24 protein-coding genes are annotated in these 23437 nt (G+C 34.6%); 5 read left to right on the forward strand and 19 right to left on the reverse strand.

Translation table 11 applies throughout. The features are described from left to right. Nucleotides 1-358 precede the first annotated feature (358 nt). Nucleotides 359-562 carry a hypothetical protein gene (locus tag ACQKM9_RS14615; RefSeq protein WP_427735075.1) on the reverse strand — a complete coding sequence of 68 codons (204 nt, stop codon included), beginning with the start codon at nucleotides 560-562 and terminating at the stop codon, nucleotides 359-361. Nucleotides 563-686: 124 nt separating this feature from the next. Between ACQKM9_RS14615 and ACQKM9_RS14620 the strand changes: the two genes are divergently transcribed. Continuing rightward, nucleotides 687-1133 (forward strand): carboxymuconolactone decarboxylase family protein, encoded by a 447-nt coding sequence (locus tag ACQKM9_RS14620; protein ID WP_390395674.1) that lies wholly within the window; start codon nucleotides 687-689, stop codon nucleotides 1131-1133. A 510-nt stretch (nucleotides 1134-1643) separates the two neighbouring features. On the opposite strand, the gene ACQKM9_RS14625 is transcribed toward ACQKM9_RS14620, so the two are convergent. The 5 genes from ACQKM9_RS14625 to ACQKM9_RS14645 form a co-directional block, all read right to left on the reverse strand. Then, nucleotides 1644-2630, reverse strand: a complete 987-nt coding sequence (locus ACQKM9_RS14625) for an LLM class flavin-dependent oxidoreductase (RefSeq protein ID WP_427735076.1) — start codon at nucleotides 2628-2630, stop codon at nucleotides 1644-1646. 92 nt (nucleotides 2631-2722) lie between these two features. Continuing rightward, nucleotides 2723-3010: a hypothetical protein gene (locus ACQKM9_RS14630; protein WP_427735077.1), complete on the reverse strand. Its 288-nt coding sequence runs from the start codon at nucleotides 3008-3010 to the stop codon at nucleotides 2723-2725. Nucleotides 3011-3619: 609 nt separating this feature from the next. Continuing rightward, the gene (locus ACQKM9_RS14635; protein WP_427735078.1) at nucleotides 3620-4267 is read right to left on the reverse strand and encodes a peptidylprolyl isomerase; all 648 of its coding nucleotides are present in this window, start codon (nucleotides 4265-4267) and stop codon (nucleotides 3620-3622) included. A 465-nt stretch (nucleotides 4268-4732) separates the two neighbouring features. Next, nucleotides 4733-5527: a VLRF1 family aeRF1-type release factor gene (locus ACQKM9_RS14640; RefSeq protein ID WP_427735080.1), complete on the reverse strand. Its 795-nt coding sequence runs from the start codon at nucleotides 5525-5527 to the stop codon at nucleotides 4733-4735. Between the two features lie 349 nt (nucleotides 5528-5876). Then, nucleotides 5877-7082: an EAL-associated domain-containing protein gene (locus ACQKM9_RS14645; protein ID WP_427735081.1), complete on the reverse strand. Its 1206-nt coding sequence runs from the start codon at nucleotides 7080-7082 to the stop codon at nucleotides 5877-5879. 565 nt (nucleotides 7083-7647) lie between these two features. Here ACQKM9_RS14645 and ACQKM9_RS14650 point away from each other — a divergent pair. Together ACQKM9_RS14650 and ACQKM9_RS14655 are read left to right on the forward strand one after the other, a co-directional pair. Continuing rightward, nucleotides 7648-7926 (forward strand): hypothetical protein, encoded by a 279-nt coding sequence (locus ACQKM9_RS14650; protein ID WP_427735082.1) that lies wholly within the window; start codon nucleotides 7648-7650, stop codon nucleotides 7924-7926. A gap of 116 nt (nucleotides 7927-8042) precedes the next feature. Then, on the forward strand, nucleotides 8043-8327 hold the full coding sequence (locus tag ACQKM9_RS14655; RefSeq protein WP_427735083.1) for a hypothetical protein: 285 nt from the start codon (nucleotides 8043-8045) through the stop codon (nucleotides 8325-8327). A gap of 154 nt (nucleotides 8328-8481) precedes the next feature. Here ACQKM9_RS14655 and ACQKM9_RS14660 read toward each other — a convergent pair whose 3' ends face one another. The 3 genes from ACQKM9_RS14660 to ACQKM9_RS14670 form a co-directional block, all read right to left on the reverse strand. After that, nucleotides 8482-8976: a hypothetical protein gene (locus ACQKM9_RS14660; protein WP_427735084.1), complete on the reverse strand. Its 495-nt coding sequence runs from the start codon at nucleotides 8974-8976 to the stop codon at nucleotides 8482-8484. Nucleotides 8977-9040: 64 nt separating this feature from the next. Continuing rightward, the gene (locus ACQKM9_RS14665; protein WP_427735085.1) at nucleotides 9041-9763 is read right to left on the reverse strand and encodes an N-acetylmuramoyl-L-alanine amidase; all 723 of its coding nucleotides are present in this window, start codon (nucleotides 9761-9763) and stop codon (nucleotides 9041-9043) included. A gap of 337 nt (nucleotides 9764-10100) precedes the next feature. Continuing rightward, complete coding sequence (locus tag ACQKM9_RS14670; protein WP_427735087.1) at nucleotides 10101-11291, reverse strand: hypothetical protein; 1191 nt, start codon at nucleotides 11289-11291, stop codon at nucleotides 10101-10103. A gap of 272 nt (nucleotides 11292-11563) precedes the next feature. Between ACQKM9_RS14670 and ACQKM9_RS14675 the strand changes: the two genes are divergently transcribed. Next, nucleotides 11564-12526, forward strand: a complete 963-nt coding sequence (locus ACQKM9_RS14675) for a carbohydrate kinase family protein (protein WP_427735088.1) — start codon at nucleotides 11564-11566, stop codon at nucleotides 12524-12526. A gap of 37 nt (nucleotides 12527-12563) precedes the next feature. Here ACQKM9_RS14675 and ACQKM9_RS14680 read toward each other — a convergent pair whose 3' ends face one another. Then, nucleotides 12564-12986: a PH domain-containing protein gene (locus tag ACQKM9_RS14680; protein ID WP_427735089.1), complete on the reverse strand. Its 423-nt coding sequence runs from the start codon at nucleotides 12984-12986 to the stop codon at nucleotides 12564-12566. 140 nt (nucleotides 12987-13126) lie between these two features. Next, nucleotides 13127-13702 carry a GNAT family N-acetyltransferase gene (locus ACQKM9_RS14685; protein ID WP_427735090.1) on the reverse strand — a complete coding sequence of 192 codons (576 nt, stop codon included), beginning with the start codon at nucleotides 13700-13702 and terminating at the stop codon, nucleotides 13127-13129. A gap of 389 nt (nucleotides 13703-14091) precedes the next feature. Here ACQKM9_RS14685 and ACQKM9_RS14690 point away from each other — a divergent pair, with 389 nt between their 5' ends. Beyond that, nucleotides 14092-14280 carry a hypothetical protein gene (locus ACQKM9_RS14690; protein WP_427735091.1) on the forward strand — a complete coding sequence of 63 codons (189 nt, stop codon included), beginning with the start codon at nucleotides 14092-14094 and terminating at the stop codon, nucleotides 14278-14280. A 68-nt stretch (nucleotides 14281-14348) separates the two neighbouring features. Here the strand turns inward: ACQKM9_RS14690 and ACQKM9_RS14695 are convergent, their stop codons facing one another. The 8 genes from ACQKM9_RS14695 to ACQKM9_RS14730 form a co-directional block, all read right to left on the reverse strand. Next, a complete protein-coding gene (locus tag ACQKM9_RS14695; protein ID WP_427735092.1) occupies nucleotides 14349-14564 on the reverse strand; it encodes a hypothetical protein in 216 nt (71 codons plus the stop codon). 286 nt (nucleotides 14565-14850) lie between these two features. Further along, a complete protein-coding gene (locus tag ACQKM9_RS14700) occupies nucleotides 14851-15975 on the reverse strand; it encodes a conserved virulence factor C family protein (RefSeq protein ID WP_427735093.1) in 1125 nt (374 codons plus the stop codon). A 14-nt stretch (nucleotides 15976-15989) separates the two neighbouring features. Next, entirely contained in the window at nucleotides 15990-17873 is a 1884-nt protein-coding gene (locus ACQKM9_RS14705; protein WP_427735094.1) for an ABC-F family ATP-binding cassette domain-containing protein, read from the reverse strand. After that, a complete protein-coding gene (locus tag ACQKM9_RS14710; protein ID WP_427735195.1) occupies nucleotides 17870-18472 on the reverse strand; it encodes an HD domain-containing protein in 603 nt (200 codons plus the stop codon). Before ACQKM9_RS14710 ends, ACQKM9_RS14705 begins: the two co-directional genes overlap by 4 nt. A gap of 100 nt (nucleotides 18473-18572) precedes the next feature. After that, the gene (locus ACQKM9_RS14715; RefSeq protein WP_427735095.1) at nucleotides 18573-19703 is read right to left on the reverse strand and encodes a bifunctional cystathionine gamma-lyase/homocysteine desulfhydrase; all 1131 of its coding nucleotides are present in this window, start codon (nucleotides 19701-19703) and stop codon (nucleotides 18573-18575) included. Beyond that, nucleotides 19704-20639, reverse strand: a complete 936-nt coding sequence (locus ACQKM9_RS14720; RefSeq protein ID WP_427735096.1) for a PLP-dependent cysteine synthase family protein — start codon at nucleotides 20637-20639, stop codon at nucleotides 19704-19706. A gap of 32 nt (nucleotides 20640-20671) precedes the next feature. Next, on the reverse strand, nucleotides 20672-21319 hold the full coding sequence (locus ACQKM9_RS14725) for a class I SAM-dependent DNA methyltransferase (RefSeq protein WP_427735097.1): 648 nt from the start codon (nucleotides 21317-21319) through the stop codon (nucleotides 20672-20674). Between the two features lie 210 nt (nucleotides 21320-21529). Further along, nucleotides 21530-23209, reverse strand: coding sequence for a formate--tetrahydrofolate ligase (locus tag ACQKM9_RS14730; RefSeq protein WP_427735098.1), 1680 nt, complete (start codon nucleotides 23207-23209; stop codon nucleotides 21530-21532). Nucleotides 23210-23437: the final 228 nt, after the last annotated feature.

The following is a 23437-nucleotide window of genomic DNA, read 5'->3' on the forward strand; positions in this document are numbered from 1 at the left end:
TGATTATATGGATACGACATAGTAAAAAAATCCTCTCCAAACTTATCTTTTATTACTTTCCTTTAATCAATATTATACATACCTTCTTCAACTAACCTGCCCCGTTAGTTCAATAAAGAAAAAAGAGCTGCCTATGCAACTCAATGATCTTCAAGTAAAGCCTCCGCTAGCACAAGAAGCGATCGCTCTCCGTTAGTTAAAGTAAGATTCTTCACAAATTCTTGGTTATTCGTAATATGTATTGGATTGCCTCATTTATTAGTTTACTCAAAATGTTCAGTATCTATTTGAAAAATTTAGCACCATCGAATTGTTCATAACCACTTTCTTTTCTATAGTCAGCAATTACAACACCATCTTAATCGAAATAACGAGTTTCCCATTGCGGATGACAATTTTTACTAAAATTATTACTGTCATATCGAACATTAATATTTAATGAGTCGTTACCTGACGTTACAATGCCCATCCTACCATTTACCTCTTCTCTCATTCCACGCTTTAAAAATGCCATAGAACGCTTTTCTTTTACGTTTTGTAATGATATTACTTCCTTCGTCATTCCCTTCCTCCCTGTATAAAATCTTTCTTAAATTCCATTTAATAATAATGTTATAGTGCTAAAAGCTGGCACGAACGTTCGTGTATAATTATAATTATCTTAAAAACAAAAGGAGTCTTGCCATATGAATCAAAGAGTTGCCTACTACGATGTTGCACCTGATGGTATGAAAATTATGATGGATATGGAAAAATACACTAAGAAGTCAACAATTAATCGAGCAACAAGGGAACTTATCAAAATTAGAGTCTCTCAAATTAATGGGTGTGCGTTCTGCATAGACATGCATACATCAGATGCTCGTAAGATGGGTGAAACCGAACAGCGTATTTATTGTTTAAATGCTTGGAATGAATGTACTTTTTATACACTCGAAGAGAAAGTTGCTCTAGAATTATCTGAGCATATAACCTTAATTCCTACTAAAAGAGTTCCAGATGACCTATATAAGCGAGTATGTGAATACTATGACGAGAAACAGTATGTTGACCTTGTTCTAATCATCAATCAAATCAACAATTGGAATAGAATTTCAATTGCAATGGGGAATACAGCAACTGAAAAACAATAACTCTTTAACGAACATCTCACGGTGTTCGTTTTTCCCTTCCTTTGTTTCGCAATTTCTTTCAGATATTCATTCAATATTGTGATGGAAAATAAAATTCCACTTTGGTATATCTGTTTAAAGTAACCTTCTTCAACTAAACTGCCCCGTTAGTTTAAGTACATTCCTTCACAAACTGTTTTATTCACTCTCGCTTTTTGAGTTATTAAAAATACTTAGCATGAATGTTAATTAGCTCCATCATAAATCACCTTGATATCGGTAATTTTATCTTCACCGAATGGTATTTTCCTAAATAAAAGTAATTTCCTTTTACTATCACCATTATTGAAATAAGCAATTGTTACACTGACATTTTCTTCAAGTGGAGGTAATCCAATAATTCTTTTTATAGGGGTATCTTCCCGTACCCATCAAGCTAAGATTTTGAAGTATTCCCAAAACAATTTTTTCTCTCTATATCTATTTATAAGAATTAAATTCATTTTTTTGTTTTGTGGAACAATCAATTTTTCAATTACATGCAGGAATTACATACTTACCAAATGAGTCTAAGGATGAAAGCACTTTATGATGTTCTAATCCACCAAAATTCATTACTGCCATAAAATTAGTAACACCTATTTCCCTGTAGGACTGAATTTGTTTAATAACTTCATCTGGACTTCCTATTACTGGATTGAATTTATGTTTAAGGTCTTCAAATGAGATATTCGTCCCACCCGGAGTATTCATAAATAGTTGATAAGGATCTTTTGCATTGGATTCAGCATCTGCATATGTTTCACCAACATGAACATGAAAGGCCACAGGGATTTCCAACTCTTCTGGATTACCGTATCCTGACTTTAGATACGTATTCTTGTAAGTATCAATCAGCTTTGCTAATTCATCTCGTGATTTACTAAACCCAAGCCCCATGAAATTGTTTCCCATACTTGCAACATGACTAACACCTTTTTCACTAGAGGTTGCAATCCAATGAGGCGGAAACGGAGCTTGTATTGGCTGAACATTAAGCCTAAGGTCTTTATATTGAAAAAAGTTCCCTTGATGAGAAAAAAGCTTGCCTGACCATGCCTTATGTAACACTTCTAGAGTCTCGTTAAAACGCTCAGTTTTGTCCTCCAATGAAATATTAAAACCATCAAATTCCTTCTGTGCATATCCACTACCTAACCCCAAATCTAATCTTCCGTTTGATAAAATATCAACCATCGCATAATCTTCAGCAACTCGTATAGGGTCGTGTAATGGAAGTACTGAAACACCCACACCAAGACGAATTCTATTTGTCCTTTGAGATATCATAGCGAGCAGAACTGCTGGAGAGGGATTAATACCAAAATCCGAGAAATGATGTTCTGCAAACCATACCCCATCAAAATTCATTTCTTCAGCCCGAACGGCTTGCTCCAATACCTCATTATAGAATTGTCTAGGAGTTCGGGATAATTGATTGGGGTAATGGTCAAATATTGTTAATGTACTAAATTTCATTTAATATCGCTCCTGATAATTTTATTTAGCTTATTTACTTCACGGATAGTTTACAAAAAATCCAGATGATACTGTATTTAAAAATAATCATTCTAGTTTTCCGAATTATTCCACTTACGGATTATTTCCAAACCATAATCCATATCATAAACTTCTTTTATAGCTTTAACCTTTTCAAGACTCTCTTGGTTAAACACAGGTTTGTTTTCAAAAGCATGAAGAACCATTCTTTCAAGAAGAACGCCTAGTGAAATATCGTGATATTCTGCCATGGCTTTTAAAACTTTTACCATTCTTTTTTCCATCCTAATTCCAGTTTGTACACGTTCAACTTTAATTTTTTGATCTTTTCCATTTATTTGTTCATTATTTTGTTCCATAATTTCATATCCTCCTCGTAAAAAAACGATATTTTGTTATATATGTAACAATGTACGATTATAACAACATTTCATGTTTTGTCAATTGTGTCATTATATTATTGATTTAACACAATGGGTTCTCGCCCCATTACTATTATCAAGATAATTTATATTTGTATCCATATAATGAAAAAACGCTATTCTTTTTTAGAAATATACAAAAAGAATGGCGTTTTTGTTATGAATTTATCGATTTCTGATGAACTAGAATTAGTTTCTAAAAAATTGCAATGATTTATGTCACCTAATACTTTGGAATTAGCTAGAAAAATCGGATTTGTTCAACGAAGAAGTGAATATGGGTACACAAGAACTAGTGGCTCCCCTTTAGTTGAATAAAAAAGAGCTGTCTAAACAGCTCAAAGATCTTCTACTAAAGCACCCATTTAGTACAATAAGAATAAATGGAACTATTTTATTAATTCTTCCCCTATTAAAATTCGAAAAAGGTTAATCGAATCTATCTTTGTTAATTTCACAAATCTTGTTTCACTCAAAAGAAAACCCTCCCATACAATTGTTTACAGCAGAATAGCCTAATTCAGGGAGGGAAATCTATTCAATTTATTATTTTTGCACTTCTGGCTTTGGGTAATCGAAGCCTTTCGTATCCACTTCAACCTTTTTCATTTTTTGTTCTTTCAATGGTTTATCGGATTCGTTGCGCTCCGCTTTAACGATTTCATCAACAACATCCATACCTTCTGTTACCTTACCAAAGGCCGCATACTCGCCATCCAATTGTTCAGAAGTATCTACCATGATGAAGAATTGTGAGCCTGCAGAGTTTGGATCCTGTGAACGTGCCATTGATACGACACCACGATCATGCTTTAAATTGTTTTCAAAGCCATTTGATAAGAATTCGCCTTTAATCGCATAATCAGGCCCTCCCGTACCATTTCCAGTTGGGTCGCCACCTTGCACCATAAATCCAGGGATAACTCGATGGAAAATCAAGCCATCATAGAAACCTTCTTTCACTAATGATACAAAATTCGCAACCGTATTTGGTGCTACTTCCGGTTCTAATTCCATGACGATTTTTTTATCATTTTCCATCGTAATGGTTACAATAGGTTTTTCCTTTACTTCAGAAGCATAGTTCGGTGTATCCTTCATCTTTTCAACATCTTTTGATGCACCACAGCCTGTTAATGCAACTACAGCTAATACGCTAAGTACTATATACGCTAATTTCGACTTTGCAACCATCTCTCTCTATATCCCCCAGTCACATGATTCTTTTCTTAAAAACTATATCATAGAAGACTAGAAAAAGGATACATGAACTAGAATTCATAAAGAACTGGGGTAAACGTTGCACATGAGAATTTATCGCATATCAATAAGCATCCGAAGTAAAAAAACCACACGTACTTATGATACAGTTCACCTAAACTAATATTAAACTGTAGTACTGCTTTTTCCTTGACCATCTATCTCTATTGTTAAATGATAGAATACACACTTTCTTCAAATATCCTGCCCCGTTAGTTTAAGTTTTTTTTTAGCGAAGCGGTTTCGTTCCAAAGCTCTGCTAAGCGTTCGATTCTCGGAAATTGCGATTATTGTCTTCAGACTTTATAGGTTTAACATGTTCAATTAATTCATGACCTAAAACGCAAAAAAACTAACTGGCTCATAAGAAATAAGTCAGTTAGTTTTCTTGATACACGGTTATTTTTCAAAAATTTCGTGAAGCACTTCGTTGGCACTGCTGTTATTAAGGTTTTTGTGAATACAACTAGCTGGTTTTTCGCGTAAGGTTTCGGCAAAAGCCTTCGCCATTTCAATTTCTCCGGCCACATGTATCTCCTTCCAGCCACGCTCTTTCTTCAATCGTTCTACAATTTCGCCCATTCCTTTATAGAATCGACCCAAATTTTCTTTTAGCCGAGGCTCTAAAGCACCTGCTTTGCTGCTTCCAATGCCGGGGTGATTGTCAGGAGTCACTTTTTTTCGATTGCCCCACTCTTCCAGATTCGGTTCGAAATCGTAAATAAGTTCATCATTCAAAAAGCCCATTGCTGTATCTAGAATACGTACCTCCCCAAAGCTCGGTAAGATAATGCCCGCATCTGGGTAAGCCTTATACATGTATTCCATTTCTTCAAGTACCGGATGATCCTCCCAGTGAAAACTCGTTTTCACCTGTACTTGTACATAGTGGACCGACCACAAACTTGGACTGTCCGAAGCAAAAATAACGACTCCTTTTCGCAATTCATTTGAATGGTCATCTATTTCTTTAACGACTTTATCTTTCACTGTTTTAAATGCTTTCATTTCATCCTCATTTTTAGAAGCAGTTAAATACTCTTCCATTCGCTTTAAACCACTTTTTAAATGAATTTTCCATGCACCTTTCAGCTGATCTGGATCAGCTGGATTAGTATTTAAATACACACTCAACACACAACGATTGTTACACTGAAATTCTTTTAGGGCCTGAAGCTCTTTACTTATTGACATAAATTCAGTAACCTCCTTAAGTTTTACATCTATATAAGCTTACCCAATTAACATACCCACACACGCTGATTCTAAAACGAATCAGAAGCTACATTAAAAGAATTGCAAAAGAAAAATTAGGATGAAAAAAATTAATTTGAAGACATTTCAATTACGTAGAAAATGAAATATAGAGATGGTGTAAGTCAGTGCATACGTGGTGGTTGCAGTTTAGTACGTGTGAAAATGAATTAAGTCAAAAAATTTCCTCTGAGAAAAATAGCAGTAAATAAATTTTTTTCAAACTAATTTCAAAAAGAAAAAAGTACTGCAAGATTGAGAAAATCTCTCCCCTTAGCAGTACCCATTTTCATCTAAAAATATTATGGTTATATAAATAATCGTAGGATATATCAATAAATAGGTATTCATTCACACTTACCGGTATAGAAAAAGTACGTGTCAATTCTCCTGTGTCAATATCGCTATATAAGTCAGATAAAACACCACTTTGGTCATTTCGCATTTCAATGATTGTTTTTAAGAAGTATGGACGCCAGCTCCAATTTTTATTAACCGCTTCTTCTTGTATATGCCATTTCTTATCGATACACATGATATTAGGTGATGTTTGAAACCCCTCACCATCACATATATATAGTCTGAAGGAATATGCATCAAGTTCTTTAGCAAGCGCTAGAAGGTGGTCTGTATTGTCGCTCGAAGGCTTCATACGTTGTACGGATTTTTCTAATGTATTTTGCAAAGTTTTTAAGGCATTGTAATTATCTTCTAACAAGCGCTTTTCTGTTGAGATAAACTGCTGACACCGCTCTTTAAAACTTTGCTTCAATTGATCCCGTGGAATTGTTCCTGTATGTACATCAGCTAGATATGTCCCTTGATAATAACGTCCTCCATTTTTCCACGCAAATTGAAGTTTATATTCTTTATCAATACCTTCAAATAACATATTTGCACCAATTTTACGCGCTAATTTACCAAGTGATGTGAACATATCATTTTGCTCACCCCAAGATTGATAATTCAATTGCTCTATATTTAACTTCAAAATATTAGGCGACAGCGTTTTTATATAGTCCCAATGACTTTCAGAACCAACCTGATTAATTGCAATTTTCATTCCATAAGTTTGGAAATAACGAATGATATTATTAAGTTGTCTGAATTCACCATTAAAATTATGCTCTGAAATTACAAGAACAATTCGACTTATCTCTCCCTCAGGGATATATTTTTTTATTATTTCGAAAAAACTTTCCCCATAGTCAAGTACTAACAAGTTGGCATTGCATGGTAAGTAAATATCAAAATCCTTAGATTTCTCCGCTAGTTGGGAAAGAGCTAAATGCAAAATTTTATGCTCCACTTCCACCCGATACTCTTCAGGAATATCGTCATCGTAGGCAAATGTATTTAAACTTATAAGCTCTTCATTGTCTATAAGCTTGCCAGAGACTTCATATGCAATAACAATATGCTCGTCTGCACTAAAAATGGGCTGGAAGTACGCCTTCAACTTCTCTAGGTTTGTTAATACATCAATTGCGTCCATCCCATAAACCTCCTTAACCGATTGACCATAAGACAATCTTTATATCATGAAACAATTATCTTTTTTGAAACAATTATTTCTATTTTCATGATATGCCGTCATAAGGGAATATGCAAATGAACTCAATGAAACTTTTACCAAAATGAAATGAAACACAATTCAAAAATTCAATTCCCCAATAATAGGTAGATCATTTGCTAAATACATTTGATACTAACTCATATTTAAGTTAAATTCCGCATGAAATAAAGCTTTCACTACTTTCTTTCACTTTCATTATTTACAGTACATTTTGTACAAGTTACACCTGGATAAGATTATCATACACTATAAAAAGACTGTAAATTCTAAAAGAGCATTCGTTGTGCACTTATGATGATAGGTCTTTATTTATTTGGAGATATTTTGAATAAAAAAAATTAACATGTAAACGTTCTTAACTAATAAAACCATATGAACTTTTCATTATTTCGTCATTAAACATTATTAACATGTCACTCATACCATGAATAATTACTTTATTTAAGGCAAAAATATAATCAAACTAGTTGAAAGTGGTGTGTGCATGAATTTCCCTATTATCCATACTAATTTTTGGGATGCAGTTATAGCTATCCCAATTATTATGCTTATAACTCAACTAATTAAAATCGTTTATCATACTCCTTCAAAATTTGTACCTACAATTGCGTTATTCTTTGGTTTATTAATTTCTATTTTCATTAGCCACAGACATGATTTACTAGCAGGTGTATTTATGGGGTGGTTTTACGGATATGCAGCTGTAGGAAATTATGCAGCTTTAAAAAGCGCTTTTATTAGTTACAGAAATTCAGGTAAATAACACAAAATTCATAAAAGAAGATGGCGTTACTTTACCATTAACTTAGCTTTTCCAATGAATTATCTTAAATGTAATTAATAGAATCAATTGTTTTTTATCTGAAGGAGGATAATCCATTGAATGAAAACTTTAATATAGATTTTGATGAAATAATGAGTTCTGCAACACCCGGAACAAAAAACTCCGTCAAAATTGAGCTTCTTGCGTCGACTATTAGAGTTATTGCCGATGCATTATTGGCTCTGGCTATTGTCGAGGAGATAAATGAAGCTCAGGCAGAGGAACAGATAAATACAAAGACCCAATCAACTAATAATCGCCAATTAAAAAATATGCAAAAACAATTAGATTTTATAGTTGCTCAATTATCTAGAATGGAGCGGAAGATTGATAGAAACTAAATATGCCCTTACACATAATACATACCACCCTAAAACTTTGAACAAAAAAACGCCAAGATTGACGTCAAATCTTGGCGTAGTACTTTTACTATTTTCACTAATGCGATTTACATGTCTTAAAGTTCACTGAATAATCATCTAAACCTTGGAGAATTCACTGTTTTACAGTTCGCCAACTAATTACAGGAACGCCAAAATGCTTTTTAATATTTCTCTCCACATTCATAAATGTTGCATCTAGTAGATCATTGTTTGCACCTTTAATGCAACTTGAAGTGAACATATGGCAATTTTTTCGAATAAGATGATAACCACTGTGCGTATTTCTTGCTGCTATCGCTCTTCTAGCAATTGCTGGGTCATGCAAAACATTACCATTCATATCGCAAGCTACATATAATTCTGTTCCAGAGCGTACAGATGAGCCATTTAAAAAATTATAGTAATCTACTTCTATAATTTTTTCGTTACCATTCAATTCTATTACTCTTCTATTACCAACATAAATGCCAGTATGATTTGGAGAACCGATTATTGTATTTGCCATTCCTAGTAATTTACAATAGACTATACTACCTGCAATAGGTTCTACATGTTTGAGTAAGTGCGCACTTATGAACCTTCTCCACCTTGGATTATTAAATGCCATTAAAATTACCTCCCTTCGAACCAAGATGAGGCATTTAAAATCAATTAGGCTATCATATGAGGGATTAAAGTTTTTTCACATATTTGGAGCTCGCTGTCACATATGTTCCGCTAATTGTCTTATACATCGCAGAACCATCTACGAGTACTTTTTTTTCAATAGTTAATCTTTCTCCTCTTTTTACTGTACCAGTGGGTTTTGACCATCGTGGGCCATCGTAGTAATTCAATACGTTTGCTAACACTTGAATCTGGAACGTCTTGCTTGTTGTCGGTTTTGAAACTGTAATAATTTTAGTTTTTGTAACTAATTTACGGAATGTTGACCAAGTAAAAGCCGCTTTACCACTTCTCATTTTAGATGGACAGTTTTTACCACTCCAATGATTGTGTTGAACAACATTACTAATAGGAATCTTTTCATCTTTCATAATTTTAGCAACTAGAATGGCAGTATTTTCTACTGCTTTTTTGTAATTTCCATCTTCATTCACACAAATTTCAATGTGAATGGAGTTTGCATTACCATCGCCATTTCCATCCCCCGCAGCCCAACACTTTACGCTATGATTAAATGATTGTACCGCTTCTTTATCATCTACTGTCCAATGCCATGAAGCAGCACGGCTATTTCCCATCGCTTGCAAACGAGCATGAGCATTTGCATTAGCAGTTTTTCTTGAATTATCTGTCTCGTGGATAGTAATCCATTTGCAACCGTTTCCTATCCCACTTGTTACTTTATTCGTAATTGATTGTGAAACTAAGTGTTTTCTTATTATGACCATTCATCTTTCAGCTCCTATGATATGAATTCTTGTCCCTAGTAAAAGTTTAATTGCAGTGTCATTACTACATATTAAATGCTGAACTTATCATTTTTGTGAAAAATATGAGTTTGAAGCCTATTTTCAAACTTTTAATTTGTTAAATACAGGTAAAATTGTGGCCAATATTTTTATACATGACACGGCATGCTTATTTTAGTAGTTCAGATATCACGTGAGCATGACAAGTCACGATTTATACTTATCCACCTTTACTTGTTACATAGAGTTTACAAACTAAAAGAGAGAATTTTTTCATAAAAAAAGACCCAAATGCATTGAAGCATCTGGGTGTTCTTTATGAATGTAATAATTCTAAATTATATAAGGTAAGATCTTTCTTTTCTGATTTTAATATTTTATCCAAATTTTCCACCTTTTGTTCCTCTATCATTTCACCCGTTACAAGATCGTATTTTTCTAGAAAATAAACGTCCTTTTCTCGGTTATTTAAATAAAATAGTGATTGTCCTCTAAAATCGACTTGCTCAAATTCTGGTTGAAACGTACCAGTAGGTCGGTTAAGTCGGAACTTTTTTTGGATAACATCATTTGAAGTATTGTATGAATATACTTCCCCTAACCCGTTAATATAATATAATTCCTGATTATGAAGGTGCGTTGAATTATCAAAGTTAAAAGGTACAGAGTTCGATACAATTTCTTCACTGCGATACTCAGCGAGGTTTTTTACATCTAAAGTGAACGTTCGTTTATTGATGGTTGCAAGCAAAATATCTTCTTTTGCATCGTCTTCAAAATATGATAGGACAATATAATAGTTTTCCTTATCTTCTAAAATAGATGAGATTGGATCCAATTCTTCAGCATGTGGTAAAGGTACTGATGCTAAGTGTTTTATATTTACCTTGTTTTTTAAAGTAACAGATTTCAAATCAAAGCTTCCTTTGACTAGATCTTGAGTTAAAACAATTATTTCATTTTTCATAGTACCTGCTGTTGCTACATAAAACGGTAAAGAAGCTGTTTTAAAGCCTGATGAACTGCCATATCGTACACCAGTGTCATAATCTGCATTCTTACTAAAACCAGTGTTATACAGGCTAAAAAAGATTGCTTCTGAAGAAAGATATCCAGATAGCGTATTGCGAATTTCATCACGTTCCATCGGAAATTGCTGTGCATTTTTCCCTAATAGATAAACACTATTTTTGGCTTCTAAGTACAATTGCTCACCATTATACTTACTCGCTCCAAATTCCATTCCAGCCATTTCCATTGCAGAGGCAGATCCTTTTTTGTCGATAAATATCGCCATACTTTTTCCCGTTCCTTTTTCTAGCTGTTCTGTCGGTAATGATGCATATAGAATGGCTCTTTTATCTGCTAAGAATTTAGGATCTTCTATTGTTTGTTGTGTGATAAATATGGATTTCTTTTGATTTGTAGCCGATACATGAAGAAATGCATATAACCCTAAACCAATCACCATTAAACTCGTGATGACTATGATCAACTGCTTTTTCATCTGGACCTCCTGGTTTGCTATATATGAATTTAAAAATTGTAATAAAATAAAAACCATAGTTTACTTAGATAATCATACTAAAATTCCTCACATTTTACTATAAATAGTGAACCGAAGTGCACTTTATATATCAGAGCAGTTCGGTATTAGTAACTGGAATAAAAAAACATATACTTGCTATTCTTTACCTATTAGAAATCAACTTAAACATTGTTTTTCATTTCCAAGTAAAATAAAGTGAATATATGGCATATTGAAGGTGAGGAACTTATATGAGAACACTTTATACAATTGGAGAAGTATTAATAGATTTTATCCCACAACAACAAGGAATCATGTTAAAAGACGTAGCTTCATTTAAAAAAATGGCGGGCGGAGCCCCTGCAAATGTAGCGGCAACTGTAGCAAAACTTGGAGGAAACGCCTCATTAATTAGCCAAGTAGGAGCAGATGCTTTCGGTCAATTCTTAATTGAAACATTACAGCAATTAGAGGTAAATACAAATTTAATAAAAGTAACAAAAGAGGCAAACACAGCCCTTGCTTTTGTGTCTTTAACTGAAGATGGAGAACGAGATTTTTCCTTTTATAGAAATCCTTCTGCTGATTTGTTATATAAGCAAGAGTACATAAAATCAGAATGGTTCACACCTGGTGATTTATTGCATTTTTGTTCTGTTGATTTAGTTGAAAGTCCCATGAAAGAAGCCCATAAAAAAGCTATTTCCTATGCGCGTGAAAATAGTACTTTGATTAGCTTTGATCCAAATGTTCGACTCCCTCTATGGGATTCAAAAGCAAATTGCAGAGAAACTATATTAAAATTTTTACCTTATACAGATGTAGTGAAGATTTCAGATGAAGAATTAGCTTTTATAACTGGTATCAATGAAGTAGAGACTGCTATTGAATCTTTGTTTATAGGTCATGTAAAAGTTGTGATCTATACAAAAGGTGCTAGTGGCGCGACTCTTTTCACAAAAGATGCATCCTTCAGCGTTCCAGGTTGTGATGTTAACGTGCAAGATACTACTGGGGCTGGTGACGCATTTATTGGTGCATTCTTATACAAGCTATTAACAAGTAATATTGAATTAAATGAATTAGTTGATTATTGTAGACAATCCGCTGATGAATTACTGACCTTTGCCAATCATTGTGGTGCTTTAACTACAACTAAAAAAGGAGCATTTGCTGCTCTACCGACATTAGAGGACATTCAAAATCGCTTATAAAAATAAAAATCCTGTATTAAGAGGCGGTTACAGTGATTCATAAAATCACTTCTTTTAACCTTTTATCTAACTCAATTTGTGGATTAATATTTTTTAAGTGAGTTACAAATCCATTCTTATCCTTGGGAGAAACTAGTGCCATGCCATAGTCGGTTCCATAACTAATTTCAATGCGATCAAATGACAGCGCAGAAGAAGCTAATGGATTCTTAGTACTGGAAACTTTTTCGATATTCTTTATTGGAATTCTCTTTTTTAGCGGTCCACTTTGGATTATTAGTAATTCGTTAGAGATTCTATATCCCGTTGTAAACCAACTCCAGCCTAGAAGAAATGCTAGTGGAATAGTAACAAATAGAGCTTCATAATCTCTTTGCATTAATAAGGGTAGAAAACAAGATAATATAACAGCCCAATTAATTACAGCTACCCAAACATCTTTTTTTGATGGATAATACATTCGACTCACCACCCTTCTTTATTTATTCTACGGGTGATATGAACTATTAGTTTCAAATAATTACAATTCACCACTTAATGCTCTAGTTCTATGTCTTTTTTCAATCAAAAAAAACGACTCCTACATCTAGGAATCGTTTTTTAGTTATTCACAACTTTTCCGTAATAATGCTTTTGGTACCAAGCTAGGAAATCGTCTTTTTTAATGACATTTAAGACACATGATGTTTTTTCTTGTCGCTCCATTTTTATTAGTTCTTTAGGAAATTCTTCTTCAACTGACAATGTCATATAAGGGAGTTTGGCTTGGGCTTTTTGGGAGCGAATGTTTTCTACTCTAGCACCAGCAAATACATAATCTAAATTAAAATGATTAAACGCTATAAAAAGTATCTTTTCTTTTGCTTGCTCATTATATCCAAGTCCCCAAAATGGATCCGCAATCCAAGTACCGATATGGCATAACTTCTTTTCATGCTCTATATCTTTGAGTGTCGTAACACCTACTATTTCAGAAGCATCATTTATTATTACACGCGATAATTGTTGATTCTCTCTTTCCGCAAGTTGCATGCCACGTATAAAATTGAGTACTCCATTAACAGAAGTCTGACAATCATCCATCCCCAGTGCATTCTTTACTAATTCCGAACTGATTAATGAAGATATTTTTTCAGCGTACATGACATCATGTGATACAAGTCTAATTCTATCCATAGACGATCTCCTTTCTACATATATGCCATTTGTGATTTTTAAATATGTAATATTTCCAATATTTATATTTACCATCTTTTTTAGCGTTTGCTGAAATACTTCATTTCTTATTAAAACTAAAAATTTTTATTAGTACAATTATAAACAAATGTTCACAAATATTTCAATATTTTTTCGATATTTATATTGCTTTTCCAAATCAACCTATTAACCAAAAATTTTATGGTCACTCTAAATGTTTTAATAACTGCTTGTAGGATTGAAAAAATGACTTTTCTTTGCTTCATTAAGATATTGACAATTAATTTTCATACTTAGTGTATAGAACTTTTGTGATACGAGAAAAATATATGAACAATCATATGCAGTATTCAAAAGGAGTTTTTTTGATGAAGGATTTCAATACAGCTGTCTTCTTTATTGTTCTAAGCATTTCCCTTTTTGTATTTTCTATCGTAGCACCTATACAGAGTTCTGTTGTTAGAGTTATCTTATTTCTGTTATGTATACTATTTATCGAACGTAGCTTGCGTATATACTCAACAACTGAACATAAAAAACGCAATGTACTAAACTAAAAATCATTAACACTAAAAAGGACTTCCAGTTTCAGAAGTCCTTTTACATTTACATATGAATTCTTTGATTAAATCTCTTCAAATGAAATATTATGTATACCTTGTAAATGACTGTTTTCTGTTGCATATCGTTGCAGCTCCATTCTAATAGAAGGCGCTATCCATACATCGCAGTCACAAAGGGATGCTGGTATGTTTTGTATATGTAATTCTCCACCGTTAAGCTTGAAATTTCGCACAACTAAAGCCGGTTTTTTTTCACAATCGCATTTCCCACAAATCATACAATCTCTCCTGTCATCATTTAACTACTCGAAAACCCTAGTGAAATTTATTAATTATTTTTCTGTTTCTTTTTACACAACCACCTCATTATACTATAGAGGGATAAAAGTCACACTATAATTATAAAATAAAATATAAAGGAACTAATTTTCAAAAATATTTGTTATTAAAATTAACTTCCATTGTATTTTTCAGTTATCTATAAATAACAATAGAAATTCTTCTCATAGTTAATAAAAAGACAGCATAGGATGTTAACCCCAGCTGTCTTCTTCTTTTAAATATTTATCTTTTTTTGGTAGCACGAGCTTCTGTCATCTGTTTCCATACTGAACCCTTTGCTTCCTCACCTTGTGAAATCCGGGCAATAGCCATTTTCACTTGAAGTTTAACTTCGAATTCACTGTCATCACTTGCTTCTTCAAGAGCTTTTAAAGAGGCTTCTGTACCCGTTTCATACAAGTACATGGCAGCACGCCAACGTACAAGCTTATTGCGGTCCTTAAGAGATTCCATCATTGCAGATTCAAACTCTACAAAACCTAGATCACTGATGCAATCTCCTGCAGTTCGACGTACTGAAGAACTCTTATCATTTAAAGCTTGTACTAACAAAGGTACAACTGCTACATCTTCGATCATACCTAAATAGATAGTTGCTAAACGACGAATAGACATCTTTTCATCTTGTAGCGCTTTTTCAAGTAAAGGTAAATCTTCAATTTCTGGATCTGCCATTTGATCTAACAGTTGGAATCGAATTTCCCAATTATCTACTAAAAATTCTTCTAAAGAAACTTTTCGTTTACGCGTTTCAACAACGTCTTTTTTCTCTATACTCGCCAAAATCAATTCATCAATACGTTGTTCAGGGAATGAAGCTTCAAGTTCAGCAACAACGCTATCACCTATCTCCTCTTTATCACCGTAACGGACACCATAGTCTACCCATTTACGTTCATAAATGTAGTTCTCATCTGTACTCATCGCCTTATTAAAAGCATTGATAAATCGCACTTCTAATCCAAAACGTTTTTCCGCAATACTATCAAACACTTTGACTTGTAAAGGGATACCTTTAAACATTTGAACATGAACGTATACTTCTCCAAAATGTTCATCCATTTGTTGTTCACTTTTCTCTGCTTGTTTATCTTCACCAAATGCAATACGAACAGATGCTAATATACTTTCCCAGTCAAATTTTGCAATTCGTTCTACTGCTAGGAAATCTGCTACATGATAGACCCCTTTGACGCCTTCGATTGCTAGTATGTCCAGTATTTCTTTAGGTGCATCCGTTTTATTGGCTTCGTTATAGTTATGTGCTTTCCCAAATGGTAATTCATAATCTAGAACGATTTTCATTGTATTTGGACTTGGTGTTGGTTCTATGGTTAAAATTTTCATTTATAATCCCCCTCTTATTGGTTCACAATGTCCTGTAAGTATTCCCATCGTTCAATAAGGTGCTCATAGTTTGCATTTAGTTCTTCCAGTTCAGCAGTTAATTGTTGAAGTTTTGTGAAGTCCGAACCCGCTGTAGATACACCTTCTTCTGCATCCATAATCGCTTCTTCTAATTTTGCAATATCAGCTTCTATTGTTTCCCATTCTTTTTGCTCTTTAAATGAAAGTTTTTTCTTTTGAGTTTTCACTTTTTGTTCTTTTGGTTTATCAACTTTTTCTTCTTTCACAGGTGCCGGTGTAGCTCCAAGTGCTGCTAAATATTCACTGTAGATATCGAGACTTTCGTCAACTCCACCTTGTCCATCTAATATCCATAGCTTTTTCGCAATACGATCTAAGAAGAAACGGTCATGGGAGATAGTTACTACAACACCTGGGAATTGTTCAATAAAGTCTTCTAAAACAGAAAGCGTTTCGATATCTAAATCATTTGTAGGTTCATCTAGTAAAAGTACATTAGGTTGTTCCATTAACAATTTCAATAGATAAAGACGTTTACGTTCTCCACCAGAAAGCTTTCCAATTGGCGTCCCATGCGTATGCAATGGGAATAAAAAGCGTTCTAACATCGATGCAGCTGAATGATGTTCTCCTTCTGAATCTTGAATATCATTAGCTGACTCACGTATATACTCAATCATACGTTGACTGTCATTCATTTGTGGTAGTTGCTGTGTAAAATGAGCAATACGGACTGTTGATCCTACTTCGATTCGACCTTGGTCAGGTGTAATTTCACCAGCAAGCATTTTCAAGAGTGTACTTTTCCCTGCTCCATTTGCACCGATAATACCAATGCGATCACCTTGCTGTAAAAGGAATGAAAAGTCTTTAATTATATGACGTTCACCAAAAGATTTTGTGACACTCTCTGCCTCCAACACTTTTTTCCCTAGTCTTGATGTTGCTAAACCAAGCTCCAGACCACCATCATCTGAATTGCGATCAATATTATCAGATAGTTCTTCAAAGCGCTGGATACGGGCTTTTTGCTTAGTTGAACGGGCTTGTGCTCCGCGACGAATCCATTTTAACTCTGAGCGATAACGGTTGCGCATTTTCGCTTGAGTAGCAACAGCCATTTCTTCACGAATCGCTTTGGATTCTAGATAGTCACCATAATTACCTTTATGCTTGTACAATGTTTGATCTGCGAGTTCATAGATATGCGTAGAAATTTCATCAAGGAAATAACGATCATGGGTGATAAAAATGACTGCACCTTTTAAACGTAGTACCATCTCTTGTAGCCATTCAGTTGATTGCACATCCAAATGGTTAGTTGGCTCATCTAATAAATATAAATCTGCAGGTTCAATTAGTACTTTCGCTAAAGCTACACGCTTTTGTTGACCACCAGATAGGTTGGTTACTTGTTCATCAAACATTTCAATGCCAAGCTTGGTCAGAGCTGTTTTCGCTAATGCATTAACATCCCACGCTTGCTGTGTATCCATTTCTTGCTGCAAACGGAATAATTGAGTCTGTAATTGTGATGATTCTGGATTTTTGCCTAGCAAAGAGAGTGTATCTTCATAATCACGATTTAATTTTAAAATCGGTGAATCGCCTGAGAATACAGCTTGTAATACTGTCTCATCTTGAGCAAATTCTGGATTTTGAGGTAAATGTGCGATGCGGTATTTGTTTGGGTGATCTTTGTCAATTTGGTCTGCATCAAGTTCTCCAGCCAGTATAGACATAAGAGTAGATTTACCAGTGCCATTTATGCCAATTAAACCTGCACGTTCACCACTATAAATAGTGAAGTCAATATTTTTGAATAGAGTTTTATCTCCGACCGTTTTTGTTAAGTTAGATATAATTAAATGGCTCATAATTCCCCGTCTCTTTCATTTTTAAGCTGTTTTAAAAAGCATACCATAAATTCATGTCGTTCTTTAGCCATCTGCTTGCCTTTTGCTGTTGTCATTAAATCTTTAAGTAACAATAGCTTTTCATAAAAGTGTGTAACAGAAGCTGTTTGTTTATTGCGATAGTCTTCAACCGACATATTATGGCGTGCTTCTTCTTGGTCATCATAGAGTTTGCGACCTTTCGCTCCTCCGAATGCAAATGTTCTTGCAATACCAACCGCTCCAATGGCATCTAAGCGATCTGCATCACGCACGATTTGCGCTTCAATGGATGTGGCTTCTAATTGGTTGCCTCCATTGTAAGAAACTGAAGCAATGATTTCTCGAATTATTTGTTGTGTTTTTTCAGATATATTAAGTTGTTGTAAAATTCGTTGTTCATTTTCTTTTGAATCTGTATATTTAGAATCACTTACATCATGTAATAAAACTGCGAGTTCTACTATTTCAGTATCTGCTGAGGGTTCCGTTTTTAAAATTGCTTTTGCATTTTGCATTACTCGTTCAATATGTTGCCAATCATGACTTGCATCAAACTGATTATAAATATCTTTTACCATTTGCTCACATTGTTCTACTATTTTCAATTTTGTTCCTCCTAAATAAAACAGCTACCCTCTATTATAAAGGTAGCCAATCACTTTGTTTCTATTTATTTTATTATAATGCTTGCGCTAAGTCTTCTAGTAAATCTTCTACATCTTCAATACCTACTGAAATGCGTACAAGTCCATCTACTATCCCAAGTTCTGCACGACGTTTTGCAGGAATAGAAGCATGTGTCATACGAGCTGGGATGGATATCAAGCTTTCTACTGCACCAAGACTTTCTGCTAATGTAAAATAACGTAACTTCGAGAGCATTTCTTCTGCTTTTTTTGCACTTCCTACATCAAAAGAAATCATACCGCCAAAGCCAGTTGCTTGTGTCTTTTGTAATTCATGACCTGGGTGTTTTTTTAATCCTGGGTAATATACTTTTCCTACCTTACTATTTTGTTCCAAAAATTCTGCGATCCTTTGCGTATTTGAATTTACTTCTTCTACTCGAATTGGCAAAGTTTTTATTCCGCGCATTAATAACCATGAATCCTGAGGCCCTAATATTGCACCTACAGAGTTTTGAACAAAATGTAATCGTTCTGCAAGTTCTGCATTATTTACAACGACAAGACCTGCTATTACATCACTATGTCCACCAATGTACTTTGTTGCACTATGCAGAACAATATCCGCTCCAAGTGTAATTGGCTGTTGCAAATAAGGGGTTAAAAAAGTGTTATCGACAATTGTTAGTAGTTGGTACTGTTTTGCTAAAGTACTTATCTGCTTTATATCTGTTATTTTCAGCAATGGGTTTGTTGGCGTTTCAATATAGATAGCTTTTGAATTAGGTTGTATTGCATCTTCTACAGCCTGAATATTAGCTGTATCAACAAAAGTTGCCTCGATACCGAATCGATTTAAAACTTTTGTAAAAACTCTAAAGGTTCCTCCGTAGACATCATCCGTTACAATAATATGATCACCTTGTTTTAAAAGCATAACTACTGAGCTTATAGCAGCCATTCCTGAACTAAAAGCAAATCCGGCATGTCCATTTTCAAGTTCACTGATTAATACTTCTAATGCATGGCGTGTTGGATTTCCTGTTCGAGAGTATTCATACCCACGAAATTCACCAACAGCATCTTGTTTATAGGTGCTTACTTGATAAATTGGGGTTGATACTGCACCTGTTGTTTCATCGCCAACAATACCAGCATGAATGAATTTTGTTTTTGCTCTCATTTAAACAGTCCCCTCTTCAAATAATTCGTATATTGATTGACTTAAATAGCGTTCACTCGAATCAGCAAAAATGGTGACAATATTACTTCCTGGTTTAACCACTTGAGCTTCTAGTAGAGCGGCGTGGAAAGCTGCTCCGGCAGAACTCCCTACAAGTAGGCCTTCTTTCTTAGCTAACTCTTTTAATGCGTAGAAAGCATCCTTATCGTGTATAGTATGGATGGCATCAAAATACGATTTTTCCATATAATCAGGTAAAAACTCCATTCCAATACCTTCCGTAACATGCGATGCCGCCTTTCCTCCATTTAAAATGGAGCCAACTGGTTCTACAATGACTGTTTTCAACGTGGCTTTTTGGCTTTTTAAGTAACGAGCCGTTCCCATGAAAGTTCCTCCAGAACCTGCCCCTGCTACAAACACATCCAGGTTCCCATCTAAATCTTTCCAAATCTCAGGACCAAGTGTATATTCATATGTTGCAGGATTTGCAGGATTGGAGAACTGTGACGGTGAAAAAGAATCCGGAATTTCTTCAAGCAGTTCATTTACCTTTTTAATAGCACCATGCATTCCAAATGCTGTTGGTGTATTGATTATTTCTGCACCTAAAGCTTTCATTAATGTTTGTTTTTCTTGACTGAATTTTTCAGGAACAACGAATTTTACATGATAATTTTTCCCTATTGCAGCAAGTGCTAAACCGATTCCCGTATTGCCGGCAGTTGCCTCAATTATCGTACTACCCGGGCGTATTACACCCCTATTCTCCGCGTCCTCCAATAATGAAATACCAAGACGATCTTTGACACTTCCACCAGGATTTAAATACTCTAATTTCGCAAATATTCGACAATTATTAGGAATCTTAATATGGGTAATCTCCATTAAAGGTGTATTGCCTATTAATTGTCGAACATTATTATACAAAGCCATATTTAATCCACCTTTTAAACACTTTTTATAAATCATTTTTTACTTGTCTTGATTGCTTCCATATACCAAACATAATCGTTTAATTGTTCAAACTTTACGTCAAAACCTGCTTGTTGAAACATTATTTGTAGTTTTGGAATTGTTGTATAATACTCACGTTCTAGATCATCAGCGACTTCATGAAAGCCACGAGCTCTCTCCTTAGTTATCATTGCTTGTTTATGCTCTTCAGTTGCAAATGCCGTATCTGCAAAAATTATTTTTCCTCCAGGTTGTAATAACTTGGAATAGGTTATTAGAGCTTCTAGTTTTTCCCCATCCGTTAAATGATGAAACACGTAGGTGCTAACGATTGAATCTATATGTTTAATTTCTATTTCGAAGTTTTGTAAATCACCGTTGATAAGCTGAACATTAGGACATCTTTTCCTCGTAATTTCAAGCATAGTCTCATGTGGTTCAATACCAATGACTTTTCTTCCAGCAGCCTCCAACTTAAACGTCAAATTTCCTGTACCAGTTCCAAATTCAATTACGGTACCTGTTGAAGCGTTTGCAACTTTGTCTAATATACTTTCATATCCTTCGAAAACATCACGATATTCCTTATGCTGACCAGTTACTGATGCTTCGTATGACTTCGCCCATTCATCGAAAAGATAAATAAATTCCCTCCCCATTCTTACGGCCCCCTATCTTTATTAATCATATATAAATACTTGGTGTTAGGTCTTAGTTTGCCTTCAAAATTAGTCATAACACTTTTCTCCACTATATGACTCACTAATCTTATTGGTGAAAACTTTTTTAATGGAACACAAATAAAAAAAAGAGTTGTCTAAAGTTGAATTTAAATCAACAATTAGACAACTCTTCATTCAATTCAATACTTAAAATAGTCCAACAGCATTACCTTCAGCATCGACATCCATTTTCAATGCTGCTGGAGCTTTTGGTAAACCAGGCATTGTCATAATATCTCCTGTTAAACAAACGAGGAACTTAGCCCCTAGTTTAGGAATAATTTCTCTTACTGTTACTGTAAAGTTTTCTGGACGACCTAATAAGGTTGGTTGGTCAGATAAAGAATACTGTGTTTTTGCCATACAAATCGGTAGAGCATCCCAACCGAATTTTTCGATTTGTGCTATTTGTTTTAGTGCTTTATCTGTGAAGTGAACATCCATTCCCCCGTATACCTTTTGAACAATTGTACGGACTTTTTCTTCAATTGGCGCTGAGACATCGTAAAGTGGCGTGAAGTTATTTCCTTCGTCAATAACAGATAGTACTTGTTTAGCTAATTCAATACCACCTTTACCGCCTTCTTCCCAGACATTCGTTCGAGCTATTTTCACATTATTTTCTCTACACCAATTTAAAATAACAGAAAGTTCTTCTTCTGTATCTGTGATGAAGCGATTTAATGCGATGATAGGTTCAACACCGAAGTTACGAATTGTATCCACATGCTTAGCTAAATTTTCAATTCCTTTTTTAATTGCTTCTACATTTTCTGCTTTCAATTCGGTTTTCAGTGCTCCACCGTGCATTTTCAATGCGCGAACTGTGGCAACAATTACAACCGTACTAGGTTTGAATCCACCTTGCATTGCTTTAATATTCATAAATTTCTCAGCACCTAAATCTGCGCCAAATCCCGCTTCTGTCACAACAATGTCCGCTAACTTACGTGCTGTATTTGTTGCAGCTATCGAATTACACCCATGTGCAATATTAGCAAATGGACCACCGTGAATAATAGCTGGGGTCCCTTCTATTGTTTGAACCAAATTAGGCTTAAAAGCATCTCTTAACAATAGAGTTAGTGCACCTTCTACTCCTAAATCACGAACAAACACTGGTTCTCGCTGATACGTATAGCCAATAACAATATCCGAAATACGTTTTTTCAAATCTTGTAAATCTTTTGCTAAACAAAATATAGCCATAATTTCTGAAGCTACAGTTATATCGAAGCCGTCTTCTCGTGGTGTTCCTTGCATAGGACCACCTAAACCAATAACAATATTACGCAGTGCTCTATCATTCATATCTAAGCATCTTTTCCAAATAATACGTCGTGGGTCTATTTGCAACACATTACCTTGCTGGATATGATTATCTATTAATGCAGCAAGGGCATTATTTGCAGTAGTAATTGCATGGATGTCCCCAGTGAAATGAAGGTTAATATCATCCATTGGTAATACTTGAGCGTATCCACCACCAGTTGCCCCGCCTTTCATACCCATTATCGGGCCTAGTGAAGGCTCTCGTAATGCAACGATGACTTTTTCATTTAGTTGGTTAAGTGCATCAGCAAGTCCTACGGTCACAGTTGATTTACCTTCGCCAGCTGGTGTAGGGCTGATCGCTGTTACAAGAACGACTTTTGCTGAAGATGTGTTTTTGTTTAGTTTTAATGGATTGATTTTCGCTTTATAGTTTCCGTAAAGTTCCAGTGCATCTTGTGGAATACCTGCTTTTTCGGCAATCTCCTTAATAGGGCGCATTGTAGCATTTTGTGCGATTTCCAAATCTGATAAAGGTTGAGCGGTTTTAGACACAGCAGATCCCTCTTTCGTTTACTTTATTCTTTTCTAGTGTTATAGGTAATGAGATGAAATTTTTAAAATTTTCTATCTAAGATTATTATAAAGTACTTTCCTCAACAAAACATTTGCTAATTCGACAATCAATTGACAATTTCTATCATGAGAGACGGCTATGAACTGCACCCAAAATTTTGGACACAATCTACAATTTGAAGTGCTTTTATTCTGGTTAAATTTTCA

The organism is Viridibacillus sp. NPDC093762 (assembly GCF_050279675.1).
Classification (GTDB): domain Bacteria; phylum Bacillota; class Bacilli; order Bacillales_A; family Planococcaceae; genus Viridibacillus.

Coding starts and splice junctions, on each gene's coding strand:
- ACQKM9_RS14690 (WP_427735091.1), top strand. CDS start 14,092: ATGAAGGATTTCAATACAGCTGTCTTCTTTATTGTTCTAAGCATTTCC.
- ACQKM9_RS14685 (WP_427735090.1), bottom strand. CDS start 13,702: ATGGATAGAATTAGACTTGTATCACATGATGTCATGTACGCTGAAAAA.
- ACQKM9_RS14625 (WP_427735076.1), bottom strand. CDS start 2,630: ATGAAATTTAGTACATTAACAATATTTGACCATTACCCCAATCAATTA.
- ACQKM9_RS14680 (WP_427735089.1), bottom strand. CDS start 12,986: ATGTATTATCCATCAAAAAAAGATGTTTGGGTAGCTGTAATTAATTGG.
- ACQKM9_RS14700 (WP_427735093.1), bottom strand. CDS start 15,975: ATGAAAATTTTAACCATAGAACCAACACCAAGTCCAAATACAATGAAA.
- ACQKM9_RS14645 (WP_427735081.1), bottom strand. CDS start 7,082: ATGGACGCAATTGATGTATTAACAAACCTAGAGAAGTTGAAGGCGTAC.
- ACQKM9_RS14635 (WP_427735078.1), bottom strand. CDS start 4,267: ATGGTTGCAAAGTCGAAATTAGCGTATATAGTACTTAGCGTATTAGCT.
- ACQKM9_RS14640 (WP_427735080.1), bottom strand. CDS start 5,527: ATGTCAATAAGTAAAGAGCTTCAGGCCCTAAAAGAATTTCAGTGTAAC.
- ACQKM9_RS14695 (WP_427735092.1), bottom strand. CDS start 14,564: ATGATTTGTGGGAAATGCGATTGTGAAAAAAAACCGGCTTTAGTTGTG.
- ACQKM9_RS14660 (WP_427735084.1), bottom strand. CDS start 8,976: ATGGCATTTAATAATCCAAGGTGGAGAAGGTTCATAAGTGCGCACTTA.
- ACQKM9_RS14705 (WP_427735094.1), bottom strand. CDS start 17,873: ATGAGCCATTTAATTATATCTAACTTAACAAAAACGGTCGGAGATAAA.
- ACQKM9_RS14720 (WP_427735096.1), bottom strand. CDS start 20,639: ATGGCTTTGTATAATAATGTTCGACAATTAATAGGCAATACACCTTTA.
- ACQKM9_RS14710 (WP_427735195.1), bottom strand. CDS start 18,472: ATGGTAAAAGATATTTATAATCAGTTTGATGCAAGTCATGATTGGCAA.
- ACQKM9_RS14620 (WP_390395674.1), top strand. CDS start 687: ATGAATCAAAGAGTTGCCTACTACGATGTTGCACCTGATGGTATGAAA.
- ACQKM9_RS14670 (WP_427735087.1), bottom strand. CDS start 11,291: ATGAAAAAGCAGTTGATCATAGTCATCACGAGTTTAATGGTGATTGGT.
- ACQKM9_RS14650 (WP_427735082.1), top strand. CDS start 7,648: ATGAATTTCCCTATTATCCATACTAATTTTTGGGATGCAGTTATAGCT.
- ACQKM9_RS14715 (WP_427735095.1), bottom strand. CDS start 19,703: ATGAGAGCAAAAACAAAATTCATTCATGCTGGTATTGTTGGCGATGAA.
- ACQKM9_RS14665 (WP_427735085.1), bottom strand. CDS start 9,763: ATGGTCATAATAAGAAAACACTTAGTTTCACAATCAATTACGAATAAA.
- ACQKM9_RS14675 (WP_427735088.1), top strand. CDS start 11,564: ATGAGAACACTTTATACAATTGGAGAAGTATTAATAGATTTTATCCCA.
- ACQKM9_RS14630 (WP_427735077.1), bottom strand. CDS start 3,010: ATGGAACAAAATAATGAACAAATAAATGGAAAAGATCAAAAAATTAAA.
- ACQKM9_RS14725 (WP_427735097.1), bottom strand. CDS start 21,319: ATGGGGAGGGAATTTATTTATCTTTTCGATGAATGGGCGAAGTCATAC.
- ACQKM9_RS14615 (WP_427735075.1), bottom strand. CDS start 562: ATGACGAAGGAAGTAATATCATTACAAAACGTAAAAGAAAAGCGTTCT.